The organism is Flintibacter sp. (genome assembly GCF_046973065.1).
Window position 1 is genome coordinate 93,818 of record NZ_JBKVXZ010000003.1, and the last position, 17,559, is coordinate 111,376.

Here is a 17,559-nt window from a genome sequence, read left to right on the forward strand (position 1 = left end):
CCGTGAATAAATTCGCTTGAAAAGGATGGAATGAGAATGGCTAAGAAAATTTTGCTGGTAGATGACGCCGCCTTTATGCGGAAAATGATCAAGGATACGCTGAGCAAAAACGGCTACACAGATTTGTATGAGGCCGTTGACGGAGCGGATGCGGTGGAAAAGTACAGCGAGATCAAGCCGGATTTGGTGATTATGGATATCACCATGCCCAATATGGACGGTCTGGAGGCGCTCAAGGCAATCAGAAGCAAGGATAGCAGCGCGAATGTGGTCATGTGTTCCGCCATGGGACAGGAGGGAATGGTAATGGATGCGGTCCGCTCAGGAGCGAAGGACTTCATTGTAAAGCCCTTCAAGCCGGATCGTGTGCTGAAGACCGTGAACAATATTTTGGGAACTCCCTGATGGAGAGCCATGCTGGATTCTGATATTTCTGCCCTGCTGTGGCTCCTTTTTTCTATCATAGCTGTTCTGATCCTGGCTTGCTGGGCGACACGGCGGATCGTGGGAGGGATTCCGGCGTCTCATATCAAGAGAACTGGGAGGCAAATAGAAATTCTTGCACAGACTGCCATTGGGAAAAGCGAGGCGCTGATTCTGGTACAAGCTGGCGTGCGCTGTTTTCTTCTGGGCGTTACGGCCAATGCCATCACAGTACTGGCTGAATTTACCGAGGAAGAGACAGCGATTTTGAGAGAGAAGCCGAAAGATCAGGAGAACGGCGGGAGGCCGGGATTTATCGAAGTGCTTCAAAAAAGCCTAAAACAACAGCGGAGGTGAATGCCCGGTGAGCGAAGGAATCATCAATATTAACGGCGATCATGTGCAGACGCTGGAAATTTTGTTTCTTACCACTGTAATCGCTCTTCTTCCCTCCCTGCTGGTGATGATGACCTCTTTCACCAGATATATCATCTCCTTTTCCTTTTTACGCTCGGCAATCGGAACGCAGCAGACTCCGCCCAACATTGTGCTGATCGGAATAGCACTGTTTCTGACGTATTTTACCATGCAGCCGGTGTTTACGCAGATCCGCACAGAGGCATATGAGCCATATGCCGCGGAGGAAATTTCTCAGGAGGAATTTCTGAGCCGGGCAGAGGTCCCCTTAAAGGAGTTTATGCTCCGCAATACAAAGACAACCACGCTGACCATGTTCTGCGACTTGGCCCATATAGATGTGGGGGCAGAGATTGATACAGAGACAGCGATGAAGCTGCCGCTGCGCGTGGTTGTGCCGTCGTTTATGACCTGCGAATTGCAGCGAGCTTTCATGATTGGATTGGTGCTATATATTCCATTCATGCTGATCGACATTGTTGTTTCCTCTACTTTGATGTCTATGGGCATGATTATGCTGCCGCCATCCATGATCTCAATGCCCTTCAAGCTGCTTCTTTTTGTTACGATCAATGGCTGGGAACTGCTTTTTTCCAGCTTAGTGCAGAGCTTTCATTAGCGGAAAGAGACAGGAAATATGGATACGACAGTTGTAATGAGCGTGATGCGCGATGCAGTGGGAGTGACGCTGAAGCTTGGCGGTCCGATGCTGCTTCTGAGTATGCTGGTAGGTGTTGTAGTTGCGGTTTTGCAGGCGGTGACACAAATTCATGAGCAGACGATTTCGTTTGCCTTGAAGCTGATTGTTGTGGTGCTGGTGCTGCTGGTCGGCGGCGGCTGGATGCTGGAGACACTGCAGGACTATACGAGGGAACTGTTTGCAATGATTGCCGCTTAGCAGGAGTGCGGACATATGGTCGATTGGGGAGAGTTGACCCTGTTTTTATATATCACTGCCCGCATGAGCGGATTTGTTTTGTTCAATCCGGTGCTGGGACGGCGGAATATTCCGGGTATTTTTCGGGGCGGCCTCATTTTGGTGCTATCCGTGTTTGTGTTTTCCGTAACGGAACAGAAGGTGGATGCGCCGGGGGAGACCATTGTTTTCGCCATTCAGATCCTTTTGGAGCTGGCACTGGGGTTCGTCCTCGGCATGGTGATGAATTTTTTCTTTTACATCGTCCAGCTTGCAGGTCTGACGGTTGATACCCAGATGGGTATGACCATGAATCAGATTTACGACGCAGGAGCACAGGGTAATTTGTCTGTAACGGGAGAGATTTTGAATGTTCTGATGACACTGCTGTTCTTTGCGGCAAACGGACATCACACATTGCTGCGTATGATGGCAGCTTCAGGACAGATTGTGGGCTTTGGCAGTGTTGCCATCAGCCCGGATGTTGCAGGAGCGGCCCTGGAGCTATTCGTAGAATGCACCGTGTTGGCTGTAAAACTCTGTATGCCGATTTTGGCAGCGGAGCTGCTGGGCCAAGTGGGGATGGGAATCTTGATGAAGGCGATTCCACAAATCAATGTATTTTCCATCAATATCGAACTGAAGGTGCTAATCGGGCTTGTTCTGTTGCTGTTGCTGATTTCACCCTTCAGTGAATTTTTGCTGCAGACTGAAATAACCATGCTGGACAGCCTGCGGGAATTGCTGGCTATGACCGGGTAGACGGCGGACAGCTCGGGAGGACAGGGGGGACAATTCTTGGCGGAGGGCTCTAAAACCGAAAAGGCGACCCCAAAGAAACGACGTGACGAACGCAAGAAGGGCAATACGTTTTTAAGCCAGGATGCAGTGGCTGTGGCAACGCTGACGGCCGCAGTCTGTATGCTTTTTTTGCTGGCCAAGACTATGACCACGGCGATGGGAGAATTTATCGTCTATTGCCTGTCTGCCTGCGAAAGCCCGACGGGGGGGACAGAGCTCCTCCGGGAGATTGAACAGCAGGCATCTTGGATTCTCGCAAAGACTGTGCTTCCTATCATGCTGGTGACCGGCTTTTGTGCTGTGGCGGTAACGCTGGCGCAGACAAAATTTCTGGTCAGCGGCGAGTTGTTGCGGCCCAAATTTAGCAGAATCAGCCCAAAGCAGGGCATCAAACGTCTCTTCTCCCTGAAAAGCGTCATAGATGCATTGAAGGGAGTAGTGAAGATCACGCTGCTTCTGGTGATTGTGTACCTGAGCTTGAAGTCGCAATTTCTAGAGAGCGCGAAATACCTGTACACGGATATTGGAGCTGCATGCCGCCACCTATTTGAGAGTGGAAAAAGCATGGCAATCTCCATCATTATTGCATTTATTGTGATTGCGGCGCTGGATTTTATGTATCAATGGTGGGAATATGAGCGGCAGCTGAGAATGAGTAAGCAGGAGATCAAGGAAGAGTATAAGCAGATTGAGGGAGACCCGCAAATCAAGGGAAAAATCAAAGAGAATCAGCGAAAAATGGCACAGCGGCGTATGATGCAGCAGGTTCCTCATGCGGATGTTGTTATCCGCAATCCCACACATTTTGCGGTGGCACTGCGCTATCAGCCGGAGAAGGACAGCGCGCCCATTGTGCTGGCAAAGGGACAGGATGAATTAGCTGCGCGCATTGTGAGGATTGCGCAGGAACATCAGGTGGAGGTTGTTGAGAACGTACCGCTTGCCAGGGCGCTTTATGCGCAGACAGAGTTGAACCAGGAGATTCCGCCGGAGTTGTATGGAGCGGTGGCGGAGGTGCTGGTTTACATTTTCAAGTTGACAAAGAGAACGCTCTGAAGCGGTTCGTCCCTTGCCCGATAGACCGGGGCGGGCGGTTTTTGGCGTTAGATGTTCAGAAGCTGCAGAGATGGCAGTGAGCAATGGAGGGCAAAGCACACATGAAACGGCTGCTTAACATAGCCTTGGATAATGCGGTGGCGTTGGGCGTCGTAGTCATCGTCTTGTTTTTAATCATCCCGCTGCCCACCTTTCTGCTGGATTTTTTACTGATCGTCAATATCGGTTTGGCGATTATGATCCTGATGATTACCATGAATATCTCGGAGGCGCTGGAATTTTCGATATTTCCATCCCTGCTGCTGGTAACCACGCTCTTCCGCCTGGGACTGAATGTATCCAGTACCCGGATGATTCTCCGAGACGGCTATGCGGGAGAGGTCATTCAAAATTTCGGCCAGCTGATTACCGGCGGAAATATTGTCATCGGTGTGGTGATTTTTTTAATCATTGTGCTGGTGCAGTTTATTGTGATTACAAAGGGCGCCGAGCGTGTGGCTGAGGTGGCGGCTCGCTTCACGCTGGATGCGATGCCGGGCAAGCAGATGGCCATTGACGCGGATCTGTCCTCCGGCCTGATTAATGAGCAGGAGGCAAGGGCCCGGCGCCAGAAAATACAAAAAGAGGCGGACTTCTACGGCGCTATGGATGGTGCCACGAAAATAGTTAAGGGTGACGCAGTTATGTCGATTGTCATTACCCTGATCAATTTTGTGGGCGGTGTCATTATTGGGATGGTGATGGGCGGCGGTGACTTCACTACGGTTTTACAAACCTACTCCATTGTAACCATTGGCGATGGCCTGGTGTCCCAGTTGCCGGCACTGATGATCTCCACTGCTACTGGTATGGTTGTTACCCGGTCTGTTTCAGAGGGCAGTCTCAACAGAGATGTTATTGCGCAGTTTAAGGCCCAGCCAAGGGCGATGATGACAACGGGCGTCATCCTGCTTTTCCTGGGGGTTATTCCAAATACGCCGCATGCCGCACTGATCATCGGCGGCGGCGGTCTTGTGGGCGGTGGATATTTGGTCAAACGCGGTATGGAAAGGCAGAAAACCATTGCGGCCGCCGCCGAGAGCGCAGTGTCACAGACGGAAGAGGTGCCGCCCAGTGAAAGTGATTACTATAAGGATATCAACAATGTATACTCCCTGCTGACGGTTGAGCCAATTGAAATGGAGTTCGGCTACAGCCTGATCCCTATGGTGGATGAAGGCCAGGGGGGAAAGTTGATCAGCCGTATTGTGATTTTCAGAAGGCAGTACGCCCAGGACATGGGCTTTGTATTTCCATCCATCCGTCTGCATGATGCCGCCTCCCTGGGAACAAACCAGTATGTGATCCGCATCCGGGGAGAAGAGGTGGCCAGGGGAGAGATTCTGGTGGACTACTACTTGGCTTTGGAGCCGGCGAATCCTCTGGGGGAGATTGATGGCATTGAGACTGTGGAACCGGCTTATGGAATCCCCTCTCGTTGGATTTTACCAGAGAATCGGGAGATGGCGGAGGTCTATGGCTACACTGTGATTGACCCCCTGTCCGTGATGCTGACCCATCTCTCGGAGACCATCAAAAAGTATGCGTATGAGCTGCTGAACCGAGCAGAGACGATTCAGTTGGTGGAAAATTTGAAGCAGTTCTCTCCAGAGCTTGTGGAGGAGGCAATTCCAAACGTGGTCTCTTATGCCACCTTGGAAAAGGTTCTGCGCAGTCTTCTAAAAGAAGGCGTACCGATCAAGGACCTTGGGACGATTCTGGAGACTCTGGTGGACGCCTTGGGCCAGGGACGGGATGTAGATGCAGCCATTGAACAGGTGCGCGGCGCGTTGGCCAGGACAATTACCCGCCGGTTTTGCGAAGATGGGCAGCTGCGTGTCGTCACGCTGGATGCTGAGGTGGAGAAGAAGATTATTTCCTCGCTGACAAGAAATGAGCAGGGCGTCTATCTGGCGATGGGGCCGGACCTGATGCAGCAGATCGTCACGCAAATGGCGGAGTATATTCGCAAGTTCAATGAGCTGTCCCAGACGCCGGTAATTTTGGTCAGCCAAGTGATTCGCGGATATTTCAGCAAGATGATCACACAATTTTATCCCAGTGTCTATGTGCTTTCATTCAATGAGGTCACAAGTTCTGTACAGATTCAGGCTATCGGAAATATCGCTATGGACACGGCGTCACGGAAGGCGGTGGCCCGGTGAGTGAGGCAACAGCCTGCGCTGGTCACAGCTATACAGAGGATGCAGTTGAAAACCTGGATACCCAGGAGCTGCTGAGGCTTTATAAAGAGACTGGGGATGAGGCACTGAAGTGGCCGGTGGTTCTGCGCTACACGGACCTGATTAAGAGCGCGGCAATTCAAGTGAGAGGTGTATACAGCAGCTTTGCCCAGGTGGATGATATTGTCAATGAGGGAATACTGACCCTGCTGAACGCGATTGATAAATATGACCCCAGCAAGGGGGTAAAGTTTGAAACGTATGTCTCGAAAAGAATTCGTGGCATGGTCATTGATTTGGCGAGAAAACAAGATTGGATTCCCCGCACCATTCGGCAGCGGGGCAGAGAGATTGACAAAGCCATTTCAGAACTGACCACCCTGCTGGGGAGACATCCGACAGAGGTCGAGGTGGCCGCAAAACTGGGGATCACAAAGGAGCGATACCAAAAGGACATAGCGGGAATTGCGCTGAGCAGCGTACTGTCTCTGGACCTGTTGATGGATGCGCGGGAGGCCGATGACTTTCGTGTGGAGGTTCCGTCCAGAGATACCCAAACGCAGCCCGAGAAGGCGCTGGAAACACAGGAATTGCAGCAGAAACTGGCAGAGGGCATTCAAATGCTGTCCAGGAACGAGCAGATCGTGCTGTCCCTCTATTACGAAAAGAACCTGCATATGAAGGAAATTGCGCAGGTCATGGATCTCAGCAGCCCAAGAATTTCCCAGATACATGCCCGAGCCATTCAAAAGCTGAGGGATCACATGGAGCAGTATTTTCATGGGACAAAAGCTACCACAAGGAAAGGCGGGAATTACAAGTGTTCAAGGGATTCTACAACCTGACATCATCTATGCTGACACATCAGCAGAACTTGAATGTCATTGCCAATAATATGGCGAATATCTCCACAGCGGGATATAAGCAGGACCTGTACACTGCCAGCACATTTGACGATGTCATGTACAGCCGGATGGGGAACAAGCACAATACGGGACAGGAGATTGGAAGACAGAGCTATATCCGCGCCGCCAGTAGGATTTACACTGACTATACACAAGGAATACTGGAGCCCACGGGGATAGCGCTGGACTTTGCCATTCATGGAGACGGCTTTTTTGCTGTTCAGGACCCGGATGGCGGGATTGCATATACGCGTATGGGCAATTTTTCGCTGGATGATGAGGGCTATCTCTGCCTGCCTGGATATGGACAGGTGCTGGATCCGGAGCTGCAGCCCATTTATTTGGGAACAGATCAGATTTACGGAGGAAATCAGGGAACCATCTACTACGATGAAGGCGGACTTATCGGGCAGTTGGGTGTGTTCCTCTTCGAGGATACCGGCGCGCTGGAGCGCAATGGAGAAGGACTGTTTGTGGGCGCACAGGGCACGGCAGCGCAGGATGCGGAGGTGCTCAACGGATATCTGGAACGCTCCAATACAGACATCGTCAAGCAGATGACAGAAATGATCACATACCAGCGGGCGCTTCAAAGTGCGGCTCAGGTTTCTAAGATGTACGATCAGCTGATGACAAAGGCGGCCACGGAAATCGGACGGATGTAAGGAGATGACGGAGAGATGAATCAATCTTTCTTTATCGGCGCAGTTGGCGCACATCAACAGCAGAAGAGACTGAATGTTCAGGGAAACAACATTGCAAATGTCAATACATACGGTTTCAAGGCAGAAAAAGGGCGCTTTGCGGCGTTGATGTATGAGGATATCAAGGCGGTTGACGATGCGCAGCTGCCTGCAGGCGCGGGGGCCTGCCTGTGGACCACGGACACTGACTTTTCTTCCGGCGCTGGCGTTGATACAGGAAGAGCGCAGGATTATATGATTTCAGGAGACGGCTTTTTCGCCCTGGTGGATCTGGCCACCAATGAAGTATCACTCACCAGAAACGGAGCGTTTTCCATCGCGGAGCTGCAACGGGCCACTGGCGAGACAGATGAACAGGGACAGCCTGTCATAGAGCGAGTGATGTACCTGTCCGATGGAGACGGCCGCTTTGTTCTCAGCGATACAGGCAGCATGATTGAAGTGACGGACGGTGACGCAGACCAGCCGGTGGGAATCTTCGATTATATCAATTATAACGGTATGGAGCATCTGGATGGAACAAGGTTTCTCGCAGTTGAAAAAAACGGCGGTCTCCGGGTTGGGGATGGGACGCTGGTTCGCGGGATGCTGGAGTCATCCAATGTGGATCTGGCGGAGGAAATGACGAAGGTGATTGAATCCCAGAGAGCTTACAGCATGGCATTGAAAATGGTCCAGACATCTGATGAGATCGAAACTGTCATCAACAATCTGCGAGGCTGAGGGAGGAGGAGCGAATGACCATTAAAAGCTACAGCGACCTGAATTCTTTAGAGCTTGACACACTCAGGGAAATCGGGAGTATTGGCACCGGGAATGCCGCTACCGCATTGTCCTCACTGATCGGACAACAGGTGCGGATTGAGATGCCGGAGGTGCGCATCATGGGGTATAACGAAGCCATTGAGTGGATCGGAGGCCCTGAGGAGATCACAGCAGGCGTGCTGGTCAAGATGAGCGGGCAGGTGAACGGGATCATGCTCTCTGTACAGCAGTTGAAATTTGTCAACTTGGTGCTGGAGAGTATGCTGGGAAAAGGTGTTGAGGATTACAGCGGGCTTCATGAGATGGAGTGCTCTGCCCTGATTGAGGTGGGAAATATTATGATTTCTACCTTTATCAATGCCCTGAGCAGCCTGGCGGGAATTGATATTGAGCTGACGGTACCTGCCTTTACTGTGGATATGCAGGGGGCCATTATGGCGGTGCCTATGGCAGAATATGGGGGACAGTCGGATTATATCATGACTATCGGCGGCAATTTTGTCCGCGATGGACAAACAGTTCCCTGCAGGCTGCTGTTGTCTCCTGACATCCGATCATTAAACTTTTTATTAAGGAAGCTGGGCGTGAGCGGTGGAGCATAAGCTGATTGTTGGTATTGCAGACATGAAGATGGCAAGGGACAGCGGGATGCTGGTGACATACGCGCTGGGGTCCTGCATCGGCATTTGCCTGTACGATCCGCTGAAGAAGCTGGGAGCTATGGTCCATGTCATGCTGCCGCTGAATATGGAGACCGGCCGCACCAATACCATGAAATACGCAGATACAGGTATCCGCGAGACGCTGAGGATGATGGAGTCAAAAGGGGCGATGCGCTCCCGCATTACCGCCAAGATCGCGGGCGGGGCAAAAATGTTTGAAGTCAGCGGCGGCGCACTGGGAAATATCGGACAGCGCAATATCGAAAGCGTTCACATGAACTTGAAGCGGGAGGGTATCCGGCTTTTGAAAGAGGATGTAGGCGGAACTGTGGCGCGTACGCTGCTGTTTGATGTATCAACGGGCATGGGATGCGTCCGATGCTATGGCAAACCAGAGCTTATTATTTGAGAATCACCGACAGAGAGGAGTGGCCCAATATGCTGGAAGAAGATAAAAAGGGCATTTTGCTGGAGTCTGGTACAAATGAAATTGAAGTTATGGAGTTCACCATTGATGGCAGCCTGTACGGCATCAACGTGGCAAAGGTGAAAGAAATTCTGGTTTCCGCTCCGGTTAAGCCCATGCCCCACGCACACGCTGCGGTGGAGGGGATTTTCAAGCCGCGGGACGTCGTGATCACAGTGGTGGACCTGCCGAAATATTTACTGGGAGTTTCGAAAGAAAAAGGGCCAAAAGACCTGTTTATTGTCACAAATTTCAACAAAATGAATATTGCGTTCCGCGTTCATACCGTGGTGGGGATCAGCCGTATTTCCTGGCGGGATATCCAAAAACCTGACAAGACGATATCCGGCGGCAGAGAGGGCGTTGCCACAGGAATTGCCCAGTGCGGGGAAGATTTGGTCACGATTCTGGACTTTGAAAAAATTGTGGCGGAGATCGCGCCGGAGACCACCATACAGATGTCTGAGATTGATCAGCTGGGACCGCGGAACCGCAGTAACTCTGCTATTGTGGTGGCGGAAGATTCCATACTTTTGAGCAAGATGATTGAGGAGGCGCTGCATAAGTCCGGCTATGTTAACACAAAGATGTTCTCCAACGGACGGGAGTTGTGGGACTATCTGAACACCCTGCGGGGCAATGACAGGCTGGATGAACTGGTTTCGCTAATCATTACGGATATTGAGATGCCGCAGATGGACGGGCATAGGCTTACAAAACTGGTAAAGAGCGACAAAGAGTTTCAACATATTCCCCTGGTAATCTTTTCCTCTTTGATTACGGAGGAGATGCGGCGCAAAGGAAAGGAACTGGGGGCGGATGAGCAGATGAGCAAGCCGGAAATCGGTCATTTGGTTCAGGTGATTGACCATTTGCTGGAACATACAAAAAGCTGAGCACGGAGGCATGGGCCATGGGCAGCAAGTACATTGTAAGACAGCCGATTAAAGATGCGGCAGGCGAAATCCTGGGATATGAGATTCTATATCACGGTGAAAACCAAGCCTTTATTGGAGATGCCGGTGCGGCCAATGAGTTTGCCGCGGCAGATACCATCTATAATTTTCTGACGCAGAACAGCACAAAAAGCCTGAAGGGGTCCTTGAACTTCATGACCTTTACCACCATGCTTCTGATGAAAAAAACGCCGAGGCTGTTTGATAAGTCAGAGCTTGTGATTCAGATTGACGACAGTGTGATTATACATCCGCTGTCCATGCATTTTGTGAATCAATATGCCCGAGAGGGATATAAAATTGCAGCCAACGAATTCCAGTTTGCACCCCGGTATTTGACATTGCTGGATAGCCTCGATTATATCAAGCTCAATTCCAAGACAACGACAGATGCCGCCATGCACAATATTATTGACATTGCGCACAGCATGCACAAAAAATGCATTGTCACGAATATTGAGACGGAGGAACAGTACCAAAAGGCGGTGGCGCTGGGTGCGGATGCGATGGAGGGAACTCATGTCGCAGAGAAGCTTACGACAAAGGCTCATAGCGGGGCGTATCTTCAAAGCAATTTTTTCCGCTTGATGGTGGCGGTGACGAAGGATGAGCCGGATGTCAACGAAATCGAGCAGATGATTTCCATGGACGCCAGCCTTAGCTTTGCCCTGCTGAAGATGGCAAACTCTGTGTATTTCGCTCTGCGTCACCGGGCGACAACGATTCACCAGGCTATTATGACGCTGGGACTAGGCCAGCTGAAGCAATGGATTTATCTGCTCAGCGTCGGCGGCACGGATAACCAAATGGATGTTGGAGCGGAAGAGTTTCTGAAATTATCTTTTATGCGGGCAAACTTTTGCAGTGAACTGATGAAGTATGCCCAGGATATGCCGGTTTCCAGGTCAGAGGCATATTTGATGGGGATGTTTTCTACTCTCAACTACCTTATTGATGCGCCGCTGGAAGAAATTTTAAACGAGGTCCCGATTGCGGAGGAGATTAAGGCGGCACTGCTACGCAAGGAGGGCCGCTGCGGAAAGCTGTATGATCTGGTACTGAGCTATGAAGCTGCAAACTGGAACAAAATCAGCAGCCTCGCGGAAGAACTGGGGATTCCCAATCAGGTATTGACCAGCGTGTATTTTATCTGCATGGAAAACGTCAATATGCTGTGGGAGCAGTTGAACCATCCATATGTGGGACAGGAACAGCCTGGGGAGAGCACACCGGAAGAGTCGCAATAAGCCTATAAAAAGTGAAAGCCTGGCGCAGCATCGCGTCAGGCTTTCAAATATGATAGACCTATGATATGTCATGCCGGGGATGCTCCAGGACCTCCTTGCATGCGCGCAGGATCTGGGCGGTGACAGCGGAACTGAAGCGCCCCTCATATATAGAGAGCCTGGAGGTGAGTTCATGGACCGGCATGACAACATATTTAGGGGGAAGCTGATTCAGTGCCAGCGCCAAGACGTCATTCCTGCAACGGCTACAGCGGCATAGACCAAAGAGGCCCATATAATGATCGGCTTTTTCCTCCACTAGAAGCTGCATAATGTTTTCACAGGCGGTCTCGCAGACTGTGGGAGTGGAAAGCGGTTCCGCGGGCGGCTGCGTTTCAGCATCTTTTTCGGTGGCTGGGGGTGTGGCCGGCGGCACTTTCGAGGAAGGGGGTGCGTTCTGCAGGGGATTTTCCTGTGAAAGGGAGGGCGCTGGCGGCTTGGATATGGGGGAAGGATGCGCTGGTGCTTCTGTTTCGTCTTCCAAGGATGCCTGCAGGGCGTCCTTAATGGCAGAGGAGACTGCCATATCATTTTGCAGAGATGCCAGGATAGGGGGGGGCTGCGGGCTGTGGGCGTCTTCCGGCAAAGCAGCAGATGTAGCCGCGCTGTCCGTGGGCAGAGGGGACTCGGTGCCGCGGCTTCTGCTGAGCAGATTCATGACATGGGCGGTTTTGCTGGTATTGGAACCCTTTACTGAGGCCATATGAGCGATACTCCTTTATGTTCAAAAAGCGACCGGCAATCAGATTTTTTCCGCAAGTGGAAACTGATCTCCCGCCACAATGCTTACGATCCTCTGCAGATCCTGTGCTGGATTGGAGGATGGGCGGTATGTAAGAACACTCTGACCATGGGCGGGGGCCATAGCGACGCCGACGCCTCTTCGAATCTTCGTGGGGAACACTTGGCTGTTTAGTTGACAGGCAACCTCTTCCGCCAGCTCCAGAATCTCCCGGGAGAGAGTCAGGCGGGCGTTAAACTTATTGAGGAGAATGCCCAGAACCTTCAGGCCCGGATTAAAGGATTCACGGACCGCTTCTATGGTGTCTTGAATCTGAGAAATTCCAACCAGGCTGAGAACCTCTGCCTCCATGGGAATGATGAGGCTTGTTGAGGCGACATAGGCGTTGATGGTCAGAATATTCAGCGCCGGCGGAGTATCAATCACAACAAAATCATAGGTGCCTGAGAGCAGATTCAGCTGCTGGGCGAGCATAAACTCGCGGCGCGGCGCTGTAAATGAAACCTCGGCGGTGGACAACATGATGTCAGAGGGAAGGACATCTCCATATTGAGTGGATATTACGGCCTCTTGAATCGCAGCGGTGCCAGTGAGCACATCATAAACAGTATGACCGCTTCCAATATCCAAGCCAAGGGCAAAGGCCAGATTTCCCTGGGGATCAAGGTCGATACCCAGCACCCGAGCACCTCTTTGATGAAGACCGCAGACCAGCGCTGCGGCGACGGTCGTTTTTCCGACGCCGCCCTTTTGATTGGTAACAGTAATAATCTCTGGCAAGGAATTCCGCCTCCCAATGTAAAAACTGTGAGATTCCCTCTTATTTTTCTAAAGAGATGTGCCGATAAAAAAATAGAAGAATTATGAAATCCGCTCATAGAGAATATCGACAAATTCAGCCAATAAATAAGAGGGCAATGCCCAGTTTTTCAAAGGAGTGAAAGCATATGGCATCTGTCAGCAGCGTGGGCAGCAGCTCCAGCAGCATCTACGGCACCCGGAATGTCATTTCAGGCTTGGCCAGTGGAATTGACACGGAAACTCTGATTGAGAATGCGGTCTCCGGCTATCAACTGAAAATTCAGGGCCTGCAACAAAAGCGGACCAAAGTGGAGTGGCAGCAGGAGGCCTACCGCAGTATTATTGCAAAAATGTCGGCCTTCACCGATAAATATACCTCGTATATGTCCGCTACAAACCTGATGTCCACAGCCTTCTTTGACAGCGCAGTTAAGGTCAGCACGGTCGGCGCTTATGCGGATAAGATATCCGCCAGTGGCAGGACCAACAGCGATGTACAGATCTTGGGTGTCAAGCAGTTGGCCAAGGCGGCAATCTACACGGTCTCCGGCTTGGCCGGCGGGAGCGGTGATAAGCCTTCTGTTTCCGGAGAGCAAATCAATTTGAAAGAGAAGCAGCCGCTGAGCAACATCTCTGGTTCACTGACGATTAACTATGGCGGGGGACGGACTTACACCGTCGAATTTGGTGAACTGGATATTTACAGCAGCGCCGACGAGCTGGCCAAGGCGATTGACGAAAAGCTGAGCAAGCAAAGCATGACGCTTTCGGACGGCACAATGGTGGAGGCAAATACAAGAATCGGAGTGCGCGTCAACGGCGAAAGCATTGAATTTTATGACAAGGGCGGCGCTGGCAACAATGTCTACATCAGTTCGGCCAGCGGGGATATCAAAAACACTTTGGGACTCACCCCATCCGAGAGCACCAAGAGTCTGGACCTGTCTGGCGTGGAGCTTGTGAATGAGGACAGCACTGTGGGGGACTATCTCTCCGGTAAGGAGCTGACGGTCACTCTGGACGGTGTGACAAAGAAGATCACTCTGCCCGACTATCGAAAGCCGGATGGGCACACATGGACCAATACGGAGTATCTCAAGGCGCTGCAACAGAAGCTGGACGATAGCTTCGGCGCTGGTAAGATTGAAGTGGACCTCAACAATGTCAGCGGTCGGGATGCGCTCTCTCTGAAGCTGACGATTCAGAAAGGCTCTACTATGGCGGTTTCCGGCAATGCGGCCGAGGCGCTTGGCCTGGGAAGCGGTGCCAGCACCTATGTCGACACCAGCCAGACATTGGGAGATATCTTGAAGGACGCGGACTGGGGCAAGTTTACCATGGCAAAAGCCGAAGGCGAGGTCAAAAAAATCGATGTGGAGGCCACTGAGGACACCCCTGCCTATTCCTACTATGTGGATTCCAAGGGTAACAAAGTGGCCAAGAGCTACGACGGCAAAGATGGTGAATATTACCGAGTGGACGACAAGGGCGAATTTCTGTATGAGTTCAAGGTCAACGATCAGGTGGTGGGCAGCTTCAACAAAAACACCGCCCTGGAGAGTGTTCTGACCGCAATCAACGGAAACGCGGATGTGGGAGTCACTGTCAACTATTCCAAAACCACCAACCAATTTCAGTTTGTGGCCAAGGAGAGCGGGGCCGCAGGCCGTGTGGAGATGGGCGACGGCCTGGCCAGTGCCCTGTTTGGGGGCGGCACGGAGGAGAAGGGGCAGGATGCAATCCTCTCCATGTCGGTCAATGGTCAGATTCTGGAAGATATTACTCGCAGCAGCAATACCTTCAACGTGGATGGCCTGAATGTGAATTTGAAGGGAACCTTTAACTATGCGGAGACGGATGTAAAGGATGAAAACGGGGCAGTCATAACAGCGGCGGGGACGCTGGTGGAGGATCCAGAGGCAGTGACCTTTACAGCTACCTCTGACGCGGATAAAATTGTGGACGCGGTCCGATCCATGGTGGAGGACTACAACGCCATGGTGACGGAGATTAAGAACGCCTACTCTACTCTGCCTGCCCAGAAGTCCAGCGGCGCATATTATGAACCGCTGACGGACAAGGATATGGAGGGAATGTCTGAGTCCGCTATTGCCGCCTACGAGGAGAAAGCAAAGCAGGGGCTGCTGTTTGGCGATTCTGATCTCTCCGCCCTGTACAGCCGCCTGCTCAATGCCGTCTCCATGACCGGCAGCGACGGCGCAGCACTGAAAGCCGCTGGGATTACCACAGCTTACAACAACGGCCTGACGACACTGACTTTGGATGAGAGCGCTTTGCGCGCCACTCTGGAGACTGACCCGGATAAGGTGCGGGACATCTTTACCAAGAGCACGGAGAGCGGCGCTTCTAGCAGCGGCCTGATGCAGGCGCTGAAGACGCCTCTGGACCTGTACGGAAAGACGAAGGGCGGCAAGGGAATCCTGGTGGAGAAGGCAGGTTCTCCACTGGCAAGCAGCACACTGTATTCCAACACGATTCAGAAGCAGCTGGATGCGCTGGATGAGCAGATTCAGAAGTGGCAGGATAAAATGTCCGACCAGATTGACCGCTATACCGCAAAATTTTCGGCGCTGGAGCAGTTGGTCAGCGAAATGAATTCGCAGAGTTCTTACTTCGCCGGTTTGATGGGCGGCTATTGAAAAGGGCGGTGAGCCGGTCGTTATGGATCTGAAGGGTTATCAGCAATATAAGGAACAGAGCATCGCTACCATGACACAGGAAGAACTGCTGCTTTTGCTGTATGATGAGCTGGTCAAGCGGCTGATGCAGGCGGAACTGGCACTGGACAAAAAGGAGTATCCGCTTTTTGAGGCATCTGTGCAGCGCGGTATTGAGATTATAGACTATTTGGACAGCACTCTGGATCGGAAATATGAGATCAGCCACAATCTGGGGCGGTTGTATGAATATTTCGATTATGAGTTGGGACGCGCAAAAATCGGCAGGCGGAAGGAGCCGCTGACCGGGGTGAAAATCAAGGCGGCTGAGCTGCGGGACGCATTCCGTGAGGCGGCCAGAACGCAAAACAGAGGAAGTAGGTAGTCGAGGTATGGAGGCGTTGGAGCTGCAGAAGGCTTTGTCATTGGAAAAACGGATGTATGCATTGCTGAACGAAGCTTTTGACATCTCGAAACAGCTCGCAGAAGCAATTGAACGGGGCGATCAGGTCACCATACGCATCCTGCTTTCCATGCGGAGAGAACCGCTGGAGAGTTTGCGCAGGATCCGCCGTGCTTTGGAGGAACAGCGGGACGCGCTTGCGCCGGCGCAGGCGCGTCAGCTGGCGGAGCTTCTCAACGGGGCCGCGGCAGCGGGGAAGGAAGAAGAGAGACTGGCAGAGCAGGTGGCGGTCAACGGACGGCTGCTCAGGCAGCTTGTGGAGCTTGACAGGATTTTAAATCGAAAGCTGGGGGGCAAAAAATCGCTCTATCATAAAAGCCTGGACACCAGCCCGACGGGCTGATGTCCAGGCAGAGCGGGAAAGCGTGTCAAGAATCGGCGAGGGAGAGGACCCAAAGAGGAGCGCCGCTGGCGGTGCTGGCAGAGAGCTCATCAAGAATCAACTGTGGATCCCATTCCATCAGGCTGCGTTCCTCGCTGTTTGGGTCGGCAACCAGAATCATGCCGGAAAGTGTAACACCACGCAGAAGAATGAAGTGGCCCCCCTGCGTAAAGTGGCCGGGACCCATCAGTGCGACCAGGAGGTTTCCAGACAGCAGCGTCTCCCGAACGGCTTGCGGCGTGCGTTCCACAAGGGAGCTGGCCGTCAGGCCATAGGCTGTCGCGGTCCCTTCTATAATCGAAAGATAGGATCCGCCGCCCTTTGCCCAGTATCCATGCTCTGCGGACCACTGTGCCATCTGTACGGGATTACTGTCCCAACCGCCCATGCTGGACACGGCCATGGACATGGTGACCGGTCCGCAGCCGTAGTGCCCGATATCATCGTCGCCATATGGCTGATCCGCCCAGGCTGCATCCCCCTGGTTATAATAAACCACTGGGATGATTCCCCCGGTCAGGACCTCTTTGCCGTCAATTTCCTTGAGTTCCGTAAGAGATGGGTCAGATATGGGCGTATCGCTGGGGATTGCCGGCTCCCCCGCAAGCTGCGGATCGGACAGTTCCTCCTGCGCGGTATAAGCGGACCACCAGGCAGAGACTTCTGCGGCTGTGTGCACGCCAAGTTCCGCAACGGACTGCAGACATCGACGGACCGGTGATGTAATTTGCTGATAGAGGGCAGGGGCAAAAAAGCGGCAGGCAGCCAGCTCTGCGATCCCAACACAGAGCAGGGCAAGGAGTGCGAAAAGAAGATAGGTTCGCCCTGTATGCTTTTTCCCGCTTTTTCTTTTCACAATTCCACCACCAGATATCGACGTTATTTGTCATTATATCAGAATCAAGGCGGTTTTC

General features: G+C 52.2%; 20 protein-coding genes. 17 read left to right on the plus strand and 3 right to left on the minus strand.

Going from position 1 to position 17,559, the window contains the following annotated elements; all coding sequences use genetic code 11:
* The first annotated feature begins 36 nt into the window (after nt 1–36).
* From ACLTXB_RS02175 to ACLTXB_RS02240, 14 genes are all read left to right on the plus strand, one after another.
* Entirely contained in the window at nt 37–405 is a 369-nt protein-coding gene (locus ACLTXB_RS02175; protein ID WP_317335801.1) for a response regulator, read from the plus strand.
* Between the two features lie 9 nt (nt 406–414).
* Entirely contained in the window at nt 415–780 is a 366-nt protein-coding gene (locus ACLTXB_RS02180) for a FliO/MopB family protein (protein ID WP_276895733.1), read from the plus strand.
* Between the two features lie 7 nt (nt 781–787).
* Entirely contained in the window at nt 788–1,459 is a 672-nt protein-coding gene (fliP, locus tag ACLTXB_RS02185; RefSeq protein WP_276895735.1) for a flagellar type III secretion system pore protein FliP, read from the plus strand.
* 18 nt (nt 1,460–1,477) lie between these two features.
* Nucleotides 1,478–1,738 carry a flagellar biosynthesis protein FliQ gene (gene fliQ / locus ACLTXB_RS02190; RefSeq protein WP_276895737.1) on the plus strand — a complete coding sequence of 87 codons (261 nt, stop codon included), beginning with the start codon at nt 1,478–1,480 and terminating at the stop codon, nt 1,736–1,738.
* 15 nt (nt 1,739–1,753) lie between these two features.
* Entirely contained in the window at nt 1,754–2,518 is a 765-nt protein-coding gene (locus ACLTXB_RS02195; protein WP_337601166.1) for a flagellar biosynthetic protein FliR, read from the plus strand.
* Nucleotides 2,519–2,554: 36 nt separating this feature from the next.
* Nucleotides 2,555–3,613 carry a flagellar biosynthesis protein FlhB gene (gene flhB / locus ACLTXB_RS02200; protein WP_276895240.1) on the plus strand — a complete coding sequence of 353 codons (1,059 nt, stop codon included), beginning with the start codon at nt 2,555–2,557 and terminating at the stop codon, nt 3,611–3,613.
* 101 nt (nt 3,614–3,714) lie between these two features.
* Nucleotides 3,715–5,817 carry a flagellar biosynthesis protein FlhA gene (gene flhA, locus ACLTXB_RS02205; protein ID WP_317336424.1) on the plus strand — a complete coding sequence of 701 codons (2,103 nt, stop codon included), beginning with the start codon at nt 3,715–3,717 and terminating at the stop codon, nt 5,815–5,817.
* Nucleotides 5,814–6,680, plus strand: coding sequence for a sigma-70 family RNA polymerase sigma factor (locus tag ACLTXB_RS02210; RefSeq protein WP_276895234.1), 867 nt, complete (start codon nt 5,814–5,816; stop codon nt 6,678–6,680). Before flhA ends, ACLTXB_RS02210 begins: the two co-directional genes overlap by 4 nt.
* Nucleotides 6,656–7,405 carry a flagellar hook-basal body protein gene (locus tag ACLTXB_RS02215; RefSeq protein WP_276895231.1) on the plus strand — a complete coding sequence of 250 codons (750 nt, stop codon included), beginning with the start codon at nt 6,656–6,658 and terminating at the stop codon, nt 7,403–7,405. Before ACLTXB_RS02210 ends, ACLTXB_RS02215 begins: the two co-directional genes overlap by 25 nt.
* A 15-nt stretch (nt 7,406–7,420) precedes the next feature.
* Nucleotides 7,421–8,167 (plus strand): flagellar hook-basal body protein, encoded by a 747-nt coding sequence (locus ACLTXB_RS02220; protein ID WP_317336426.1) that lies wholly within the window; start codon nt 7,421–7,423, stop codon nt 8,165–8,167.
* Between the two features lie 14 nt (nt 8,168–8,181).
* Nucleotides 8,182–8,811 (plus strand): chemotaxis protein CheC, encoded by a 630-nt coding sequence (locus ACLTXB_RS02225; RefSeq protein WP_317336427.1) that lies wholly within the window; start codon nt 8,182–8,184, stop codon nt 8,809–8,811.
* Entirely contained in the window at nt 8,801–9,280 is a 480-nt protein-coding gene (locus ACLTXB_RS02230; protein ID WP_317336428.1) for a chemotaxis protein CheD, read from the plus strand. Before ACLTXB_RS02225 ends, ACLTXB_RS02230 begins: the two co-directional genes overlap by 11 nt.
* A gap of 29 nt (nt 9,281–9,309) precedes the next feature.
* Nucleotides 9,310–10,233: a chemotaxis protein gene (locus tag ACLTXB_RS02235; RefSeq protein ID WP_412260094.1), complete on the plus strand. Its 924-nt coding sequence runs from the start codon at nt 9,310–9,312 to the stop codon at nt 10,231–10,233.
* A gap of 17 nt (nt 10,234–10,250) precedes the next feature.
* Nucleotides 10,251–11,540, plus strand: coding sequence for an EAL and HDOD domain-containing protein (locus tag ACLTXB_RS02240; RefSeq protein WP_317336429.1), 1,290 nt, complete (start codon nt 10,251–10,253; stop codon nt 11,538–11,540).
* 58 nt (nt 11,541–11,598) lie between these two features.
* Here the strand turns inward: ACLTXB_RS02240 and ACLTXB_RS02245 are convergent, their stop codons facing one another.
* Together ACLTXB_RS02245 and ACLTXB_RS02250 are read right to left on the minus strand one after the other, a co-directional pair.
* Nucleotides 11,599–12,282 (minus strand): late competence development ComFB family protein, encoded by a 684-nt coding sequence (locus tag ACLTXB_RS02245; RefSeq protein WP_410763948.1) that lies wholly within the window; start codon nt 12,280–12,282, stop codon nt 11,599–11,601.
* A gap of 39 nt (nt 12,283–12,321) precedes the next feature.
* Complete coding sequence (locus tag ACLTXB_RS02250; protein WP_412260098.1) at nt 12,322–13,101, minus strand: ParA family protein; 780 nt, start codon at nt 13,099–13,101, stop codon at nt 12,322–12,324.
* Nucleotides 13,102–13,268: 167 nt separating this feature from the next.
* Here ACLTXB_RS02250 and fliD point away from each other — a divergent pair, with 167 nt between their 5' ends.
* Genes fliD through ACLTXB_RS02265 form a run of 3 tightly spaced genes read left to right on the plus strand, consistent with a single transcriptional unit; the run spans nt 13,269 to nt 16,606 of the window.
* The gene (gene fliD / locus ACLTXB_RS02255; protein ID WP_412260101.1) at nt 13,269–15,782 is read left to right on the plus strand and encodes a flagellar filament capping protein FliD; all 2,514 of its coding nucleotides are present in this window, start codon (nt 13,269–13,271) and stop codon (nt 15,780–15,782) included.
* Between the two features lie 22 nt (nt 15,783–15,804).
* Nucleotides 15,805–16,185, plus strand: coding sequence for a flagellar export chaperone FliS (gene fliS, locus ACLTXB_RS02260; protein ID WP_317336105.1), 381 nt, complete (start codon nt 15,805–15,807; stop codon nt 16,183–16,185).
* 7 nt (nt 16,186–16,192) lie between these two features.
* On the plus strand, nt 16,193–16,606 hold the full coding sequence (locus ACLTXB_RS02265; protein WP_337601161.1) for a hypothetical protein: 414 nt from the start codon (nt 16,193–16,195) through the stop codon (nt 16,604–16,606).
* 25 nt (nt 16,607–16,631) lie between these two features.
* Here ACLTXB_RS02265 and ACLTXB_RS02270 read toward each other — a convergent pair whose 3' ends face one another.
* Nucleotides 16,632–17,501 (minus strand): C39 family peptidase, encoded by an 870-nt coding sequence (locus tag ACLTXB_RS02270; RefSeq protein ID WP_317336101.1) that lies wholly within the window; start codon nt 17,499–17,501, stop codon nt 16,632–16,634.
* Nucleotides 17,502–17,559: the final 58 nt, after the last annotated feature.

Excerpts from the sequence above, each read along its gene's own strand:
- ACLTXB_RS02175 (WP_317335801.1), top strand. The coding sequence starts at position 37 with ATGGCTAAGAAAATTTTGCTGGTAGATGACGCCGCCTTTATGCGGAAA.
- ACLTXB_RS02180 (WP_276895733.1), top strand. The coding sequence starts at position 415 with ATGCTGGATTCTGATATTTCTGCCCTGCTGTGGCTCCTTTTTTCTATC.
- fliQ (WP_276895737.1), top strand. The coding sequence starts at position 1,478 with ATGGATACGACAGTTGTAATGAGCGTGATGCGCGATGCAGTGGGAGTG.
- ACLTXB_RS02195 (WP_337601166.1), top strand. The coding sequence starts at position 1,754 with ATGGTCGATTGGGGAGAGTTGACCCTGTTTTTATATATCACTGCCCGC.
- flhA (WP_317336424.1), top strand. The coding sequence starts at position 3,715 with ATGAAACGGCTGCTTAACATAGCCTTGGATAATGCGGTGGCGTTGGGC.
- ACLTXB_RS02220 (WP_317336426.1), top strand. The coding sequence starts at position 7,421 with ATGAATCAATCTTTCTTTATCGGCGCAGTTGGCGCACATCAACAGCAG.
- ACLTXB_RS02225 (WP_317336427.1), top strand. The coding sequence starts at position 8,182 with ATGACCATTAAAAGCTACAGCGACCTGAATTCTTTAGAGCTTGACACA.
- ACLTXB_RS02235 (WP_412260094.1), top strand. The coding sequence starts at position 9,310 with ATGCTGGAAGAAGATAAAAAGGGCATTTTGCTGGAGTCTGGTACAAAT.
- ACLTXB_RS02240 (WP_317336429.1), top strand. The coding sequence starts at position 10,251 with ATGGGCAGCAAGTACATTGTAAGACAGCCGATTAAAGATGCGGCAGGC.
- ACLTXB_RS02245 (WP_410763948.1), bottom strand. The coding sequence starts at position 12,282 with ATGGCCTCAGTAAAGGGTTCCAATACCAGCAAAACCGCCCATGTCATG.
- fliD (WP_412260101.1), top strand. The coding sequence starts at position 13,269 with ATGGCATCTGTCAGCAGCGTGGGCAGCAGCTCCAGCAGCATCTACGGC.
- fliS (WP_317336105.1), top strand. The coding sequence starts at position 15,805 with ATGGATCTGAAGGGTTATCAGCAATATAAGGAACAGAGCATCGCTACC.
- ACLTXB_RS02265 (WP_337601161.1), top strand. The coding sequence starts at position 16,193 with ATGGAGGCGTTGGAGCTGCAGAAGGCTTTGTCATTGGAAAAACGGATG.